The 15,958-nt window shown below is 64.8% G+C and carries 10 protein-coding genes; 8 read left to right on the forward strand and 2 right to left on the reverse strand.

The genetic code is table 11. The features are described 5' to 3' along the window. Window positions 1-18: 18 nt before the first annotated feature. Together Q0J57_RS07400 and Q0J57_RS07405 are read right to left on the reverse strand one after the other, a co-directional pair. Window positions 19-531, reverse strand: a complete 513-nt coding sequence (locus tag Q0J57_RS07400; RefSeq protein WP_297218817.1) for a DUF1850 domain-containing protein — start codon at window positions 529-531, stop codon at window positions 19-21. Between the two features lie 21 nt (window positions 532-552). After that, window positions 553-1,518, reverse strand: coding sequence for a TAXI family TRAP transporter solute-binding subunit (locus Q0J57_RS07405; protein ID WP_297218819.1), 966 nt, complete (start codon window positions 1,516-1,518; stop codon window positions 553-555). Window positions 1,519-1,773: 255 nt separating this feature from the next. Here Q0J57_RS07405 and Q0J57_RS07410 point away from each other — a divergent pair, with 255 nt between their 5' ends. The 8 genes from Q0J57_RS07410 to Q0J57_RS07445 all read left to right on the forward strand — a co-directional run bounded on the left by Q0J57_RS07410 (window position 1,774) and on the right by Q0J57_RS07445 (window position 15,929). Further along, window positions 1,774-2,532, forward strand: coding sequence for a glycine zipper domain-containing protein (locus Q0J57_RS07410; RefSeq protein WP_297218821.1), 759 nt, complete (start codon window positions 1,774-1,776; stop codon window positions 2,530-2,532). Window positions 2,533-2,598: 66 nt separating this feature from the next. Beyond that, window positions 2,599-3,936: an SrfA family protein gene (locus Q0J57_RS07415; RefSeq protein WP_297218823.1), complete on the forward strand. Its 1,338-nt coding sequence runs from the start codon at window positions 2,599-2,601 to the stop codon at window positions 3,934-3,936. 77 nt (window positions 3,937-4,013) lie between these two features. Further along, window positions 4,014-5,264: a serine protease gene (locus Q0J57_RS07420; RefSeq protein ID WP_297218825.1), complete on the forward strand. Its 1,251-nt coding sequence runs from the start codon at window positions 4,014-4,016 to the stop codon at window positions 5,262-5,264. 2 nt (window positions 5,265-5,266) lie between these two features. Further along, window positions 5,267-6,610 carry an SrfA family protein gene (locus tag Q0J57_RS07425; protein ID WP_297218827.1) on the forward strand — a complete coding sequence of 448 codons (1,344 nt, stop codon included), beginning with the start codon at window positions 5,267-5,269 and terminating at the stop codon, window positions 6,608-6,610. Window positions 6,611-6,983: 373 nt separating this feature from the next. Then, window positions 6,984-10,091 carry a virulence factor SrfB gene (locus tag Q0J57_RS07430; protein ID WP_297218830.1) on the forward strand — a complete coding sequence of 1,036 codons (3,108 nt, stop codon included), beginning with the start codon at window positions 6,984-6,986 and terminating at the stop codon, window positions 10,089-10,091. A 95-nt stretch (window positions 10,092-10,186) separates the two neighbouring features. Beyond that, complete coding sequence (locus tag Q0J57_RS07435; protein WP_297218832.1) at window positions 10,187-12,817, forward strand: virulence factor SrfC family protein; 2,631 nt, start codon at window positions 10,187-10,189, stop codon at window positions 12,815-12,817. A 15-nt stretch (window positions 12,818-12,832) separates the two neighbouring features. Next, complete coding sequence (locus Q0J57_RS07440; RefSeq protein ID WP_297218833.1) at window positions 12,833-13,972, forward strand: sel1 repeat family protein; 1,140 nt, start codon at window positions 12,833-12,835, stop codon at window positions 13,970-13,972. A gap of 10 nt (window positions 13,973-13,982) precedes the next feature. Further along, a complete protein-coding gene (locus tag Q0J57_RS07445; protein ID WP_297218835.1) occupies window positions 13,983-15,929 on the forward strand; it encodes a vWA domain-containing protein in 1,947 nt (648 codons plus the stop codon). Window positions 15,930-15,958 lie beyond the last annotated feature (29 nt).

A 15,958-nucleotide genomic window follows, 5' to 3' on the forward strand; every position in this document is an offset into this window, starting at 1 on the left:
GGGGCAGTTGTATCAGGCCTATGGGCACTCTTCAATAGAAAAGGTCAGTGCAGAACCCGGCGGCGCAATTTTCCGCAGGGGGATTTCCCGGCAGCTGCCGTCCGGCTGGGGCAGCAGAAGCGTATGCTGCGCAATGCGCCCCACGCGCAGGTCAAAGCGCGGCAGGCGCCGGTGAAAGCCGCTGATGACGATATGGCCCTTTTCGGTATACATGCGCTGCCCCTCCTGCGGCATGTGCGGCAGGCCGGCACCGAAGTCCTGATAGATGGTCTTTTCCAGATAGATGCAGCCGTCCGTGACCGAAAACCAGTCTTCCACAGGGCTGCGGGCCACGGAATGGAGATAGCGGATGCCGAAACACCGGCCCTCGGCCACAGGAAAGGCGGCAAGCGCGCTGCCGTCCTTGTCGGCCAGCCGCAGGCACAGCGTGCCCTGCCCCGCGGGGGCCGCGGCAGAGGGCACGGCCTGAAGGATGCCCGCCAGCAGCAGGCAGCACAGAAGAACCTTTTTCAGACCGTGCCATGCACGCATGCCGTTCTCCTTTCCCCTGACTTACTGGGGCAGCTTGATGCCCTTTTCCGCAAAGTATCTGGCAGCGCCGGGATGGAAGGGAATGGTGATGCCGTCAGCCGCATGTGCCACGGAAATTTCCGTTCCCTTGTTGTGGGCCTTGGCCACATCGTCAAGATTTTCATACAGGGCCTTGGTCATGGCATACACGTCATCATCGGACATGTTCTTGTTCACAATCAGAATGCACTGCACGGACAGGGTGGGCACGGGCTTGTCCTGTCCCTTGTAGGTGCCGGCCGGGATGGCATCCTTGACGAGGAAGGGGAACTTGCCCACCAGTTCGTCCACCTTTGCGCCTTCCACAGGAATGAACTGCACGCTCTGGGCCGTGGTGATGTCCTGAATGGCCGGGTTGGGGGTGCCGATGGTGAAGACAAAGCCGTCAAGCTGACGGTCCTTGAACTGGTCGGCGGTTTCGCCATAGGGCAGGAAGATGGGTTCCACATTCTTGTAGTCCAGGCCGAAGTACTGGAATATCTGGCGGCAGTTCACTTCATTGCCGCTGCCGCGGGCGCCCACGGAAACCTTCTTGCCCTTGAAGTCTTCCAGCTTCTTCACGCCGCTGTCGGTGCTGGCCACCACGTGCAGATATTCGGGATACAGACGGCCCATGGCCATCACATCGGTCATCTTGTTGTCGGGCCGGAAGGGGGGCGTGCCCTTGTAGGCGGCGTCGGCCACATCGTTCTGCACCATGGCAAAGTCCACGTCATTGGCCTGCACCAGGCGCATGTTTTCGCCGGAGGCCCCTGTGGCCTGCGCCGTCACCGAGAATTTGCCGTCACTCTTGGTGCTGATCACCTGGGCGATGGCCCCGCCCAGCGGAAAGTAGACGCCGGACGTGCCGCCGGTGGCCAGGGTCAGGCGCTTGCCGTCGGCAAGGGCGGCGGAGGCGGCCCCCAGCAGCAGACCGCAGGCCAGGAAGAGACTCATGATTTTTTTCATAACCGAGGACTCCTGAAGCGTTGAGGGTGAGTGGGTGCGGAAGCCCGTCTGCTTCCGGCATACGTAACATGGTCTCTAGCGCAGAACATGCTGAAGTGCAACGCACAGGATGGCCGCTTTTCCTCATGCAGTGCAAGAGCAGCCTGCGCCATTTGACATCCGCTATACCTTGGCCTAAAAATTGAAAAGAAGGTATAGCTCCGGCGACGGCTACGGCCGCCCTCTTGTTTCTTCTTCCAGCAAGGAGTGTCATCCATGCCGCGTCGTTTCTTCAGCCTGCTGCTCGTGCTCGTTTTTGCCGTTACGGTGCTTCCGGGCTGCCAGAGCAAGTATGGCGCCCAGAAAACCACTGTCAATTATTATCCCCAGTGCTATACGCCTGTGGCGCAGCTGCGCAAGGATGAAAACAGCGTGGCCCGGAGCACGGCCACCGGCGCTGCCGGGGGTGCCCTGCTGGGCGCGCTCATCGGCGGCCTGGCCACGGGCAAGGTGGAAGGTGCCCTGGCCGGTGCCGTGGCCGGTGGCGCTGCCGGTGCCGTGGGCGGGAATGTGTACGGCAAGTCGCAGGCCCGCCAGCGCGATGCCCAGTATGTGCGCGCCTATGTGCAGCAGCTGGGCAGCGAGGCTGCCGCCATGGATCGTGCCACGGCAGCGGCCACCGTGGCCATGAAGTGCTATGACAAGGAATTCAAGCTGGCCTCGCAGCAGTTCCGGGCCGGGCAGATCACCCGGGTGGAGTATGAGGCCCGCTACAAGGAAATCCGTTCCGGCCTGGAGGAAACCTCCTTCATTCTCAAGAGCACCATGGATACCATGCGCCAGCGCGATGCCGAATACCAGCGCACGCTGGCCGGTGAATTCAGCAATGCCCAGCCCAGAAAGGCACAGGCGACGCCCGTGGCCCGGCAGTCTTCCACCTGGAAGGCCTCTCGCCAGAAGATGGAAGACACCAACAGCCAGCTGGAAGGACGGCTGGTGGCCTATGAAAAGGTTTTTCAGGCCGACACCATCTGACGCGTTCCGGCCCCCGCAGCCCCTGCGGACGTTCTTCGCCTGTCCATGGCCTGAGGTGAACCCAGCATGAACAACCGTATCGCCACATCACAGCGACGGCAGATGCGTGCGCTGGCCGTGCAGGGCATTTTTGCCACAGACTGCCATGCCCAGCTGCACGAGCTGCTGCTGCGGCATCTGGGGCCTGCCCATGCCAGTCTGCTGGCCGAGCCGCAGCACGACGCCGCCACAGGCAGCATCGACTGGTATGCCGACTGTCCGGGAACGGCTGTGCCCTGCCGTGATCTTCCCCCCGACGAGGCAGCGGCCGTCAAGGCCCGTGCCGCAAGCCTTGCCGCCGATATCGGCAGCCTGGCCCGCCGCCTGGCCGACAGGCAGCAGGACGCGCATGCCCTGTCCGGCGGCCTGCTGGCCCTGACGTGCCTGCATCATGATGCGGATGATTTGTATGCCGTCAACGGACAGCCGGTACTCATCAACTGGGGCTTTGCCCCCGGAGGCGCCGGGGCCGAGCCGCAGGACCTTGCCCGCCTGGGCACGACTGCGCCAGCTCCGGCCGTGGTGCCCGTAACGCCGGCGCCTCCCCTGCCCCCGCAACGTGCGGGCTGCGCGGGCTGGCTGCTGCCCCTGCTGCTTTTGCTGCTTCTGCTCTGGCTGCTGCTGTCGGCTCTGGGCTGGCTGCCCCTGTGGCTGCCGGCCTCCTGCGTGCCGCAGCCGGATCGAAGCGCCCTGCAGGCAGAGCAGGAACGTGCCGGCCGCCTGGAAAGCGAGCTGGACAGCCTGCTGCGGCAGCTGCGGGAAAAGGCGGAGCTGTGCCGTCCTGCGCCGCCGCCTGCCCCTGACCCTGCGCCAGCGCCGGAGCCGCCGGCGGAACAGCCGCGGGCCGATGTGGTGGAACCCTTCTTTGGCGAAACGCCTGTGGAGCCTGATCCTGTTCCCGCGCCCAAACCGCAGCCTGCACCTGCGCCGAGCGTTCAGCAGCCCAAGCCGGCACCGAAGCCTGCCCCCCGGCCTGCGCCGCGCAAGGGCGAGGAAATGCAGATTCCCAAGGATGCCGCCCAAAAGAAGGATCTGAGTTTTCTGGAAGGCTGCTGGGTCAGCGAGACGGGACTGTTCTCACATCCGGCCAACAAGCCCGTCATCGCCGAATACTGCTTTGACAAGAACGGGCGTGGCCGCCGCTTTGTTCGCGAAGAGGGCGGGCGCGTCTGCAGCGGTCCGTCGCAGGCGCGCTTCACCAATGGCCAGTTGCAGTTTGATGCCGGGCCGGCCACCTGCCCGCGCGGAGGCCGCTTTGTCCCGCAACGGGTTGATTGCCGGGGTTCCCAGGACCGCACCCAGTGCAGGGGCCAGGAGCTGGACGGCAAGAAGAGTACCTGGAAGGCGCGCTTCCGGCGCAAGTAGCTGCCGCTGCGGGACGGGAGGCCCCTCTCGCTGCATGGCATGACGCGCCCCTGCCCGGCGCAGAAGGAGAGCAGAACATGACACAGAATCCGCAACCCGCCGATGCCGGAACCCCTGCCGATCCCTCCCGGGAGTCCACCGGGCAGGCATCCTCCGGGCAAAACACTGCCGCACCGGCAGCACAGGCGCCCCCCCTGCCCGTGTACAAGCGCCCTCTGTTCTGGAGCCTGCTGCTTCTGCTGCTTCTGCTGGCCCTGCTCGGCTGGCTCATCCATACGCAGATGGAAAAGGCACGGGAACGCGAGCAGGCGTACCAGGCCGAGCTGGATGCGGCCAAACAGCAGAACGCGGCCCGAGAAGCCTATCTGCAACAGCTGCGGGACCTGCTGCGGCAGGAACCGTGCGTCATCAAGGAACGTCTGGCCGTGCTGCCGCCGCCTCCGCCGGGGCTGAGCCTGCCTGATCCTCTGCTGCCCGGCACCGCCGGGGAGCAGCAGACGCCGCGCCCGCAGGCGGATGCACCCTCTCAGGAGCTTCCTGCCGCCTCTTCCCCTGATACGTCTGGTCCGGCGGTGCCGCCCGCTTCCGTGGCGCAGCTGCTGGAACAGGGCACGGTGCTGGTCCTGGCCATGCAGGGGCAGGGTCTGTCGCAGGGATCCGGCTTCTTCATTTCCCGGCAGCATGTGCTGACCAATGGGCACGTGGTGGGCGATGCCCGGGAGGCTGTCATCATCAACAAGGCGACGGCCAAGGTGGTCAGGGCCGCCATCCGGCATCGCGTGCAGAATGGCAGTCAGGATTTTGCCGTGCTGGAGCTGGCTGCTCCGGCCCCCATCACGCCGCTGCCCCTCTGCTTTTCCGTGCAGCGCACCGAAAAGGTAAGCGCCTGGGGTTTTCCCGGCGCCGTCACCCATGACGATCCCCAGTTCCGGGCGCTGCTGGAAGGCAATGCCTCCGCGGTTCCCGAAGTGGTCTACAGCGAGGGGGCCGTCAATGTGGTGCAGCAGCACAACCCGCCGCTCATCATCCATTCGGCCACGGTTTCCCAGGGCAGCAGCGGCGGTCCCCTGGTCAATGCCGCCGGCCAGGTGGTGGGGATCAATACCTTTATCAAGCTGGACGATGTGTCCTACCGCCAGTCAAGCATTGCCGTGGTCAGCACGGAGATAGCCCGGGTGCTGAAGCAGTGGGGCATTGCCTACGTGACCGCCACGAACACGCCGCCGGCCGCAGGAAGCGATGCTGCGGCAGAGAGCGCCCGGCCCGCCACCGCTCCGGCGCCGGAGGGGGCGCCTGCGGCGCCCGCTTCCGGCCTGTCCGAAGGATAGTCATGGCTGCCGCCCCTACCCTGCTCACCTCCTCGCCCCTGGCCGGCATGCAGCGTCTGGCCGTGCGCGGCATTTTTGTGGCGGATTGTCATGAGCAGCTGCGCGGCATCATCCTGCGCGGGCTGGGACCGCAGCAGGCCGCCCTGTTGGCGGAGCCGGCATGTGATCCCGTGTCCCGGCGGGTGGACTGGTACACGTCCCGCACGGGGCAGGCCGTTCCCCTTGCCGCCCTGCCGGAGGAGGAAGCCCGCGCTCTGCGGGAAAAGACGGCCCGCTATGTGGCGGAAATTCACAGCCTGGCCCGTCAGGAAGCGGCCCATGCCGCTGGTGGCGGCTCCCTTTCTGCCGACCTACTGTCGCTGGCGGTGAGCCAGACGGATGACGGCAATCTGTGGAGCGTGGGTGGCGAACCGGTACTGGTGAACTGGGGCTATGCCGCCGGCATGGACGGGGTTCTGCCACAGGACCTTGCCCGCCTGGGCACGACTGCGCCAGCTCCGGCCGTGGTGCCCGTAACGCCGGCGCCTCCCCTGCCCCCGCAACGTGCGGGCTGCGCGGGCTGGCTGCTGCCCCTGCTGCTTTTGCTGCTTCTGCTCTGGCTGCTGCTGTCGGCTCTGGGCTGGCTGCCCCTGTGGCTGCCGGCCTCCTGCGTGCCGCAGCCGGATCGAAGCGCCCTGCAGGCAGAGCAGGAACGTGCCGGCCGCCTGGAAAGCGAGCTGGACAGCCTGCTGCGGCAGCTGCGGGAAAAGGCGGAGCTGTGCCGTCCTGCGCCGCCGCCTGCCCCTGACCCTGCGCCAGCGCCGGAGCCGCCGGCGGAACAGCCGCGGGCCGATGTGGTGGAACCCTTCTTTGGCGAAACGCCTGTGGAGCCTGATCCCGTCCCCGCGCCCAAACCGAAACCCGCACCTGCGCCGAGCGTCCAGCCCAAGCCGGCACCGAAGCCTGCCCCCCGGCCTGCGCCGCGCAAGGGCGAGGCCATGCAGATTCCCAAGGATGCTGCCCAAAAGAAGGACCTGAGCTTTTTGGAAGGCTGTTGGTCCAGTGAAACCGGTCTCACCAGCTCCCGGACCGGTGGCCCCGTGGTGGTGGAATACTGCTTTGACAAGAACGGTAACGGCTCCCGCTTTGAGCGTGAAGAAGGCGGCGATGTCTGCCGTGGGCCGGGCAAGGCCCGCTTCAAGGGCAATCGGCTGTATATGGAATCGGAATATGCCCGTTGTCCCGGCGGACGGAACTATGTGCCGCACTGGATCGAATGTACCGGAACGGGCAATTCCACCCTGTGCAACGGGCGTGAAGGAGACCCCAAGAGGACGCGCTGGAAGGCTCGTTTCACACGCAAGTAGACGGCCGTAGCGGCGCCTGCCCTTCCCGATGGGGCAGTATGCCGCAGGCGGGCAGCACGGCACGGAAGACGGCCGGGTGCCGTTGGGCATGCGGCCATGCGTGCGCTGGGGGTACGGCGTGCTTGACGGCTGGGGCAAAAAGGCGTCACTTCCTCTGCTGACGACCGGCCTTTTCCGCCGCGGGCAGGCGCAGAACAACCGGCGGACGGCATCCGACAGACCGTGCCCGGTCTGCGCATGCGGGGCTGTCTGTTCCGGCACGCTGTCTGCGCACGCTGCTGACACAGTGCCCCCGGCCCGTTTCCGGCAGGGGCCATGCCGCTGCTCCGGGTACTGCCGGCAGGAGTTCTTCATCGAGAAACAGAGGATAGCAATGGAATCCCTTCCCCACTACCTTTCCCCCATCAGTCTGATTCCCGGCGGCTGCCCGCAGTTTCTGGACCTGAGCCTGCCGGTGGAAACCCTCAGGAAACTGCGCCGGCATTTTCGTGAGGAACGCAAGACCGCCACCGAAGAAGCGGGCCGCTACAAGCACTATCTGCGCTGTGTGGTGGAAAGCGGCGATGGCTATGTGGATCAGCTCACTGCCCAGCCCTGCGCCCCGGACTACGACATGACCGCCGAGCGCTGCCTGGAGGTCTGGGACGGTCAGTGGCTGCCCGTGCCCTTTCTGCGTACCCTGGACCAGCTTTGGCCCGACGGCAGCAAGCGCTTTGAATACGGTCCTTCCAACTGGGCCAGGGCCTATGTGACGCGCCGGGAAACGGCACCGGATCAGGTGCGCGTGGTCATCATCTTTGACACCCAGGTGGAGGATCGCCCTGCCGAAGGCGAGCGCTACTTTGCGCTTTCGCCGCAGGATGTGGCCGCGCACGGGCATTTTATGCTTGCCCACCATGTGCGTGACAATTCCTGGTTTCTCAATGAACCCTGGGTGGACGAGTGGCTGTCAGGCATTTACGGCGCCTATCGCCAGGCCCGGTACCGCGGGCATGGCTCGTGGCTGGATGACAGCCCCTACGTGCTGGAGCATCTGGCCTCGTACATGACCTGGCTGGATATTGTGCGCGAGGCCCTGCACGATCTGGCAGTGCAGGTCATCAATCCCGAACGGGACATCCCGGTGGATGTGGACTTCATTCTGGATATCGGCAATTCCCGTACCACGGGCATTCTGGTGGAAACCCTGCCGCAGCGCCCCACCAATCTCAATGACAGCTATCTGCTGGAGCTGCGTGATCTGGATGCCCCCCAGCATGTCTATGCCGAACCCTTTGAAACCCGTGTGGAATTTGTGGATGCCCAGTTCGGCAATGATGCCCTGAGCCGCCGTTCCGGCCGCCAGACGCCGGCCTTTGCCTGGCCTTCCTGCGTGCGCATCGGGCCGGAAGCCGCCCGCCTGGCCACACAGGCCGTCTGCGCCGAAGGCTGCACGGGCATGTCCAGTCCCAAGCGCTATCTGTGGGACGAGCGGGCCTGGCAACAGACCTGGCGCTTCAATACTGGCGGCAAGAGCGAACCCATGGTCAGCCGGGGGCTGTTTGCGCGCCAGCTCAACCCGGAGGGCACGCCCCTTGCCTGCTTTGACGACCCGCTGTTCAAGCTCAGCCCTGCCCTGAAAAAGCAGCAGCCGGAACCCATTTTCGAGTCGTTGTTCACGCGCTCCTCGCTCATGATGTTCATGATGGGCGAAATCCTCACCCAGGCGCTCATCACCATCAATTCGCCGGCCATCCGCGCCCGGCGCGAGCTGCCCAATGTGCCGCGCCGCCTGCGCCGCCTCATCTTCACGGTGCCCACGGCCATGCCCGTGGCCGAAAAGCGCATTTTCCGCCGCTGGGTGCTCTGGGCCGTGCGCGTTATCTGGGAAGGGCTGGGCTGGGAACGCTGGTATCAGCCCGGCAACCTCAAGGCGGTTCCTGCCAGCCGGGATTACCGCACCAGCCCGCAGGTGCGCTGCGACTGGGATGAGGCCAGCTGCTCGCAGCTTGTCTATCTGTACAACGAGCTGGCCGTCAAACAGCATGGTGACGCGCATCACCTTTTCCGCCTGCTGGGCAAGCCGCGCGCCATCTGCCAGAACCGGCCCTGCGTGCGCGTGGCCTCCATTGACATCGGCGGAGGCACCACGGACCTTTCCATCACCACCTATGAGCTGGCCAGCAGCGAGGGCGAGACCGCCCGCATTGTCCCCCACACGGCCTTTCGCGACGGCTTCAACGTAGCCGGGGACGAAGTGCTGCGGGAGGTGGTGGCCAATCATGTCATTCCTGCCATCAGCGATGCCCTGGTGCGCCAGGGGCTGCCGGAGCCGCGCCCGCTCATTGCCCAGCTTTTCGGACGGGATGCCATCGGCATTTCCCAGGAAGACCGCAATACGCGCATCCGGCTTGTCCGCCAGATTGCCGTGCCGGTGGCGCTGGGGCTGCTGGCCTCCTGCGAGTCCATCCACGAGCGCGATGTGGTGCACACCTGCACCCTGCGCGACTTTTTCCTGCATGCACCGCAGCCGGCCGGGGCGGTGGATGCGCGGTCCGCTGACGGGCCGGGCGAGGAGGAACGCTTTGTGCCCGCCTTCCGGGCGCCCTGTCCCCAGCCGGCCATTCTGGAGGCGGTGGCCCGCCTGGTGCGTCAGGCGGCCCCGCAGGTGGACCGGTTCGATCTGCTGGATGTGCCCATCACCATCCGTCCCTCGGCCGTGGACCATACCATCCGCTCCACCCTCGGCCCCGTTCTTTCGGCCCTGTGCGAGCTGGTGCACCTGTATGACTGCGACGTGCTCCTGCTGACGGGGCGGCCCAGCGCCTGGAACGGTGTGGTCTCGCAGGTGCTGGCCAAGCTGCCCGTGCCGCCGGATCGCATTCTGCCCATGCGTCAGTATCACGTGGGCAGCTGGTATCCCTTTGCCGATGCCCTGGGCCGCATTGTTGATCCCAAGACCACCGTAGTTGTGGGGGCCATTCTCTGCGCGCTGGCCGAGGGTCATCTGGAAGGCTTTTCCTTTGACTCCGGCGCCCTGCGCCTTACCTCCACGGCACGCTATATCGGCGAACTGGACATCAATAGCAAGCTCTCTGTCCCCAAGGTCTGGTTCAAGGTGGACGTGAACAGCCGGGAAGAGGTGGAGCGCACGCACCGCGTTTCCTTCAACGGTCCCCTGACCATTGGCTACCGGCAGCTGGCGGTGGAGCGCTGGCCCACCACACGCTACCATCTGCTGACCTTTGCCACCGAGGCAGCCCGCAATGCCGCGTCGGGCAAGCTGCCCTATACGGTGGAGCTGCGCCTGTTCGTGGCCGGCCAGTGGGACGACGACCCGCGCCCCGAAGACAGGGACAGACGCACCGAAGGGGAATTTGCCATTGACAGCGTGACCAATGCCCGGGGCGAAAGCGTCAATGTGCGCGACCTGGAAGTCCGCCTGCAAACCCTGCCGCTGGACGAGGGCTACTGGCTCGATACGGGAACGGTCATAGGCTAGCGGCAGGAAGGGACGCATGCACAGGCCGGGGCACACTCCCCGGCGGGCGCGGCCTGCGCCGAAGCCGCCGCGCCACAGCCATTTGTGAGGAAGATATGCAAGAGCAAGATAGGGAACTGGCCCAGCGCTGTCACAGCCTGGCCGAGCAGTGCCGCAGGGCCAGCGGCTGGATTGCCGACAATGCGGAACTGGTGGGCAGCGAAGGCGCCAGCCTGCAACGGGACATGCGCCATGCGGCCCGCTTTTTCGGCAAGTGCGAGGAAGCCGCCCGGCGCAAGATGTGCGCCGGTGTCTTCGGTCCCAGTCAGTCGGGCAAGTCCTACCTCATATCGGCCCTGGCCAGCGATGCCTCCGGCAGGCTGATGGCGGATTTTTGCGGCAAGGAATGCGATTTCATCACGGAAATCAATCCCGAGGGCGGCAAGGAATCCACCGGTCTGGTCACCCGCTTCACCACCACCCGCCCGGAAGGTTCTGACGCCGGCCACCCCATCCGCCTGCGTCTGCTGACGGAAATGGACGTGGTGCGCGTGCTGGCCAATACCTATTATGCGGACTGCGAGCACAAGGAAGCGCCGGAAATGGAGCCGCTGCTGGCAACGCTGGATGCGCTGGCCGCCCTGCCCCCGGACAGCCAGGCCGGCGGCGTGAGCAGCGACGATGTGGAAGAGCTGCGCGACTACATCAACAAGAACTTCATCTCCCGGCCGCGTGTGCAGATGCTGCAAAAGGGCTACTGGCTCCGGGCCATGGAGCTGGCCCCGCGTCTGAACCTGGAAAACCGGGCCACGCTGTTCAGCCTCATCTGGAACAGCGTGCCGCAGTTCCATCAGCTCTACCTCACGCTGTGCGGAGCGCTTCAGGCCCTGGGCAATCCGACCGAGGCCGACTGCCCGCTGGATGCCCTTATTCCGCGGGCGTCCAGCATCATTGATGTGGCCGTCCTGCAGGGCCTTGCCGGTCAGGACAGCGGGGATCATCTGAATATCCGCGGCGCCGGCGGCCGTACGGCGGACCTGTCGCGGGCCGTGGTGGCCGCGCTGACGGCCGAAATCAGCATCTATATGCGCGAAAAGCCGGATGTGCTTTTTGACTATACGGACCTGCTGGACTTTCCCGGCTATCGCTCCCGCCTCAAGCTGGAAGATCTGCGTCATGAACTGGAGCGCCAGGGCACGCTGGAAAATCTCTTTTTGCGCGGCAAGGTGGCCTATCTTTTCGAGCGCTACTGCGAAGAGCGCGAGCTGACCAGCATGCTGCTCTGCATTGGTCCCAGCAATCAGGAAGTGCAGGACCTGCCGCGGGCCGTCTATGAATGGATATGCTCCACGCATGGCGAAAATCCCGAACACCGCGCGGGCAAGGCCCCGTCCCTCTTCTTCATCCTGTCCAAGATGGACATGGAATTTGAAGAGAAGGCCGGCACCCCCTCGGTGGAAAAGCGCTGGACCACCCGCCTGCAATCCTCCCTGCTGGACTTCTTCGGCAAGCAGCATGACTGGCCCACCAACTGGGACGGCAGCCATCCCTTCAATAATGTTTTTCTGCTGCGCAACCCCAATTTCCGCTGCAAGGCCATTTTCAATTTTGACGCCGACGGACACGAAACGGAAGTGCGCCCCGAACAGCGCGCCTATGTGGAAGAAGTGCACCAGGCTTTTCTCCATTCGGAGCTGGTGCAGCGGCATGTGGCCCATCCCGAGGTGGTATGGAACGCGGCCATGCGGCTCAATGATGGCGGCGTGGGGCTGCTGCGCGAAAGCCTGCGCCCGCTGTGCAATCCCGAACTCAAGCGGCAGCAGATCGAAGTGGTGCTGGCCGAGAAGCGGGAACAGGTGCTGACACGTCTGGAACCCTTTTATCAGAGTGATGACAGGGAAGAGCTGCGCCGGCAGAAGGAACTGCTGTCGCGTCAGCTGGTCATGCTGGTGGGCAAGGTGACCAGCCGGCATCTTTTCGGAGAGCTGCTGCGCTGTTTGCAGGTTACGGATTATGACCTCTATGATCTCTGGCTGCGCGAACGCAGGGCTGCCGGCGATGCACCGTCTGCGCCTGTGCCCCTGAGCACATCGGATGATGTCTCGGTGGATGACATCTTTTCCGACATCTTCGGTGACAGCGCCGACAAGCCGGCCGTTCCTGCCGCCCAGACAGGTGGGGAAACGGTGCAGCGCGATGCCGCCGGCAGCCTTGCCGACATGGTGTTTGACTACTGGATAGAGCGCCTGCACAACGTATCGGACAGTCCCGAGGCCCGCAGCCGTTTCGGGCTGCCGCCGCGAGAATTCGGCCAGCTTGTGAGCGAGTTGCTGCTGGCCGCTCAGCGTACCGGCATGCGCAAGCGCCTGGAAGAACAGCTGCGCCAATGCGGCGCCTATGCCAATATGGCCCGCGAGCGGCTCATCTGGCGGCAGGTCAGCCTGGCCGCGGACAGCATTAATGCCTTTGTGGACTGGCTGGGCTTTGATCCCCGCAGCCATGATGCGCGCGCGCGGACCATTCTCATGGGCGGCAAGAGCTGCGAGCTGTTCACCCCTCCGGCCGAACCGCCGGACGAACCCATCATCGGCGAGCAGGAAGCGCCCTATGACCGGCAGTGGTATACCGACTGGATGCGTGCCCTGGCCTGGTCCGTCATGGCCAATGTGGATTTTGACGGCAAGCAGGTGCGCGACCCCGAACAAAATAACCGCCTGCGCGACATTCTTGCCGCATTTCGGGCGTAGTATGCGAGGAACGTCATGAAGGCCATCATCTCTTCCGACCCGCAGCGCGGTGCCGGGCATGCCCTGGTGCGGCTGGAAGGCTGCCCTGCCGTTGCCAGTACGGCGTTCAGTCTGCGTCGCGGCAGCGACATGAAATTTCTTTCGGCCGGCGGCTGGCAGGAAAGCGAAATGCTCCTGGCGCCCGATGGCAGCGACGTGCGCGACGGGCAGGTTTGTCTGCATATCGGGCCGGCTGTGGTGGATCAGCTGGATCCCCTGGCTGCCTATCTCCTGACAGTGGACGGCCGGCGCTTTGGTGTGGAAATGATGCCGCTGGAATACAGCAGCCTGGGCGGTCAGGCCGGGACCATGCCCGTATCCTGCCAGGTTGCCCCGGCGCAGGCAGAGGCGTCGTCCGGCGTACAGATGGCCTCCCCCGCAGAAGAAACCTCTGCACAGCAGGCCGAAGCCATCCCGCCGCAGGAAGAGCCGCAGCCTGAACCGCTGGAGCACTCCTCGCAGGAAGGCTTGCCCACTCTGCCCTTAGAGAAAACGCCGGAGCGGCGGCGTGCCGTCTGGCCTGTGGTGCTGGGCGTGCTTGTGGTGCTGGGCCTTGTGGCCGCAGCCGCGTATTTTTTCCTGGCCAATGACACGGAGGAAACGCCCCCCCTGCCCGCCGCGGAAGCCGCTGCGCCGGCTGCGCCCCAGGCGCCCGCCGGCAAGGACGCCCCTTCCGCCAGTGACGCGGATTCCCCGGCAGCGGCAGAACAGCCGGCCGAAGCGCCTGCCGGCAGCCTGTCGCCCATACAGCAGGCCAGGCAGCATTTGCGCGGTGAGGCGGATCCCGCGGCAAGCGTAGCGCTGGCCAAGCCCCTGCGCGTGCCCGGTGTGCAGCCGGAGGATGCCGATGCCGCCTTCCTGCTGCTGGAGGACGCAGCCCAGAAGGGCAATGCGGAAGCCATGTATCTGGCCGGCCAGTTCTACGATCCGGCCTGCACCCTGCCGCGCGGCAGCATTCCCACGGACATGGCCATGGCCAGAAAGCTGTACGAAGGCGCCCGCGCCGGCGGCATTGCCGAGGCCGGGGCAGCGCTGGCTACCCTGCGCCAGCATGTGGAGGCCGAGGCGGCAAAGGGCAATGCGGAGGCCAGGCGGCTTCTGCAGGACTGGAAGTAGGAGGATTGCCATGAAAAAGCATCTTTTCCTGTGTGTGCTCTGCCTGCTGGGGGCCGCTCTGCTCTGGGTGGCCCGGCCCGTGGCCGCCGGGGCGGCTCCTCTGCTGCAGGAAGGCAAGAAGAGCCTCTATCAGCGTGTCATCAGTCATCCCGGCGCCAAACTGGTGGCAGAGCCGGCCTCCGCGCAGGTGGTCAAGGAAACGGTGGTGCCGTTTACCGTTTTCTATGTCTACGCGCGCAGTAATGGCTGGGTGCAGGTGGGGGTGGGAACCAGCGAGCCGCAGGGCTGGCTGGAGGAAAGCAGGACCACGGCCTGGAATCAGGCCCTGACCCTGCTCTTCACGCCGCGTACCAGCCGTGACCCCGTGCTCTTCTTCAAGACGGACAAGGCCCTTTCCGCGCTCTGTTCGGCCAGCGACATGAGTGAGCAGGTCAAGAATCTGGTGCGGCAGGCCATGTCCGGCAGCATTCCTGCCGATTCTCCCCTGCTGGCCTGCGAATGCGACGAAAGCGAGGCCGCTGTTTCCGCCAGGCGTTTCTACATCATGCCCATTCTGGGCATGAGCGACCCCTTTGATGATGTGAAATTCCTCAATGTGGCCTCCATTGACCCCGGAACCGCCGGGAAAAAGGCTCCTGTGGGGCCACCTAAGACCGGCATTGCCCTGGTTATGGATACCTCCATTTCCATGAAGCCCTATATTGATCAGAGCCGCGATGTGGTGCGCCGCATCTACGATCAGCTGGAAAAGCAGAAAATGACCGACAACGTGGGCTTTGCCGTGGTGGCCTTTCGCAGCAGCACGGCGGCCACGCCCGGGCTGGGCTACACCAGCACGGTGGTCAGCGACTTTGCCACGGCAAAGGATCGCAAGGCCCTGGAAGACCGCCTGGCCGAAGTGCAGGAAGCCACCGTTTCCAGCCATGATTTCAATGAGGATTCCCTGGCGGGCATCTACAGCGCCGTGGAAAAGCTCAACTGGGCGGACTATTCTTCACGCCTGATTCTGCTCATCACGGATGCCGGGCCGCTGCGCAGTGATGACCGCTATGCGTCTGTCACCATGGGGCCGGTGGAAATGAATGACCTGGCCCGGCAGAAGGGCATCTGGATTACGGCCCTGCATATCAAGAGTCCCGGCGGTGCGCGTAACCATGCCTACGCGGAGCAGAGCTATCGCAGCCTCAGCCGCCTGTCCGGCAACAAGAGCAATTATCTGGCCATCAAGGCGCCGGATGCCGCCACAGGCGCCCGGCAGTTCGGCAGCGTGGCGGCCACGCTGGCTGAAGGCATGGTGGCCATGGTCAAGAGTACGGCCGAGGGCAAGACCATGACCCGCCCCCGGGACGAGGCCGCCCCGTCACAGAATCCGGCCGATCAGGCCCGCCAGATGGCGGCAGCGCTGGGTTATGCCATGCAGCTGCAATATCTTGGCGAAAGCATGCAGAAGCGTGCCCCCACGGTGGTGAACTCCTGGATTGCCGACATGGACCTCAATCGCCTGGCTTCGGCCGGGGAACAGGTGCCCACGGTGGAGGTGGCCGTACTGCTTACCAAGAATCAGCTCAATGACCTGAGCACCCAGCTCAAGATCATCATCGACAATGCGGAACGCACCAAGAAGACCGATTCCCGGGACTTCTTCCAGGGCATTCTTTCCGCCTCGGCACAGATGGCCAGGGACCCCAATATGCCTACCCAGGGCAAGAACCTGGCCCAGCTGGGCATCCTGTCCGAATTTCTGGATGGCCTGCCCTACAAGAGCGACATCATGCTGCTGCGTGAGGAGGACTGGTACCGCATGAGCATCGGCGAGCAGACGGCCTTCATCAACCGGCTCAAGTCCCGTCTGGCCCGTTACGAGGAATACGACAGGGATCGCGCCAACTGGGAAAGTTTCGGGCAGGCCAATGCCGGCGACTGGGTGTACCGCGTTCCCCTGAACATGCTGCCCTGATCTCCCGTCAAGCCTATTGTCATGAGCGG

Source organism: uncultured Desulfovibrio sp. (assembly GCF_944324505.1).
GTDB lineage: Bacteria > Desulfobacterota > Desulfovibrionia > Desulfovibrionales > Desulfovibrionaceae > Desulfovibrio.

What these genes read in the sequence shown, in the direction of transcription:
- Q0J57_RS07400 (WP_297218817.1), bottom strand. Translation starts at nt 531, where the DNA reads ATGCGTGCATGGCACGGTCTGAAAAAGGTTCTTCTGTGCTGCCTGCTG.
- Q0J57_RS07405 (WP_297218819.1), bottom strand. Translation starts at nt 1,518, where the DNA reads ATGAAAAAAATCATGAGTCTCTTCCTGGCCTGCGGTCTGCTGCTGGGG.
- Q0J57_RS07410 (WP_297218821.1), top strand. Translation starts at nt 1,774, where the DNA reads ATGCCGCGTCGTTTCTTCAGCCTGCTGCTCGTGCTCGTTTTTGCCGTT.
- Q0J57_RS07415 (WP_297218823.1), top strand. Translation starts at nt 2,599, where the DNA reads ATGAACAACCGTATCGCCACATCACAGCGACGGCAGATGCGTGCGCTG.
- Q0J57_RS07420 (WP_297218825.1), top strand. Translation starts at nt 4,014, where the DNA reads ATGACACAGAATCCGCAACCCGCCGATGCCGGAACCCCTGCCGATCCC.
- Q0J57_RS07425 (WP_297218827.1), top strand. Translation starts at nt 5,267, where the DNA reads ATGGCTGCCGCCCCTACCCTGCTCACCTCCTCGCCCCTGGCCGGCATG.
- Q0J57_RS07430 (WP_297218830.1), top strand. Translation starts at nt 6,984, where the DNA reads ATGGAATCCCTTCCCCACTACCTTTCCCCCATCAGTCTGATTCCCGGC.
- Q0J57_RS07435 (WP_297218832.1), top strand. Translation starts at nt 10,187, where the DNA reads ATGCAAGAGCAAGATAGGGAACTGGCCCAGCGCTGTCACAGCCTGGCC.
- Q0J57_RS07440 (WP_297218833.1), top strand. Translation starts at nt 12,833, where the DNA reads ATGAAGGCCATCATCTCTTCCGACCCGCAGCGCGGTGCCGGGCATGCC.
- Q0J57_RS07445 (WP_297218835.1), top strand. Translation starts at nt 13,983, where the DNA reads ATGAAAAAGCATCTTTTCCTGTGTGTGCTCTGCCTGCTGGGGGCCGCT.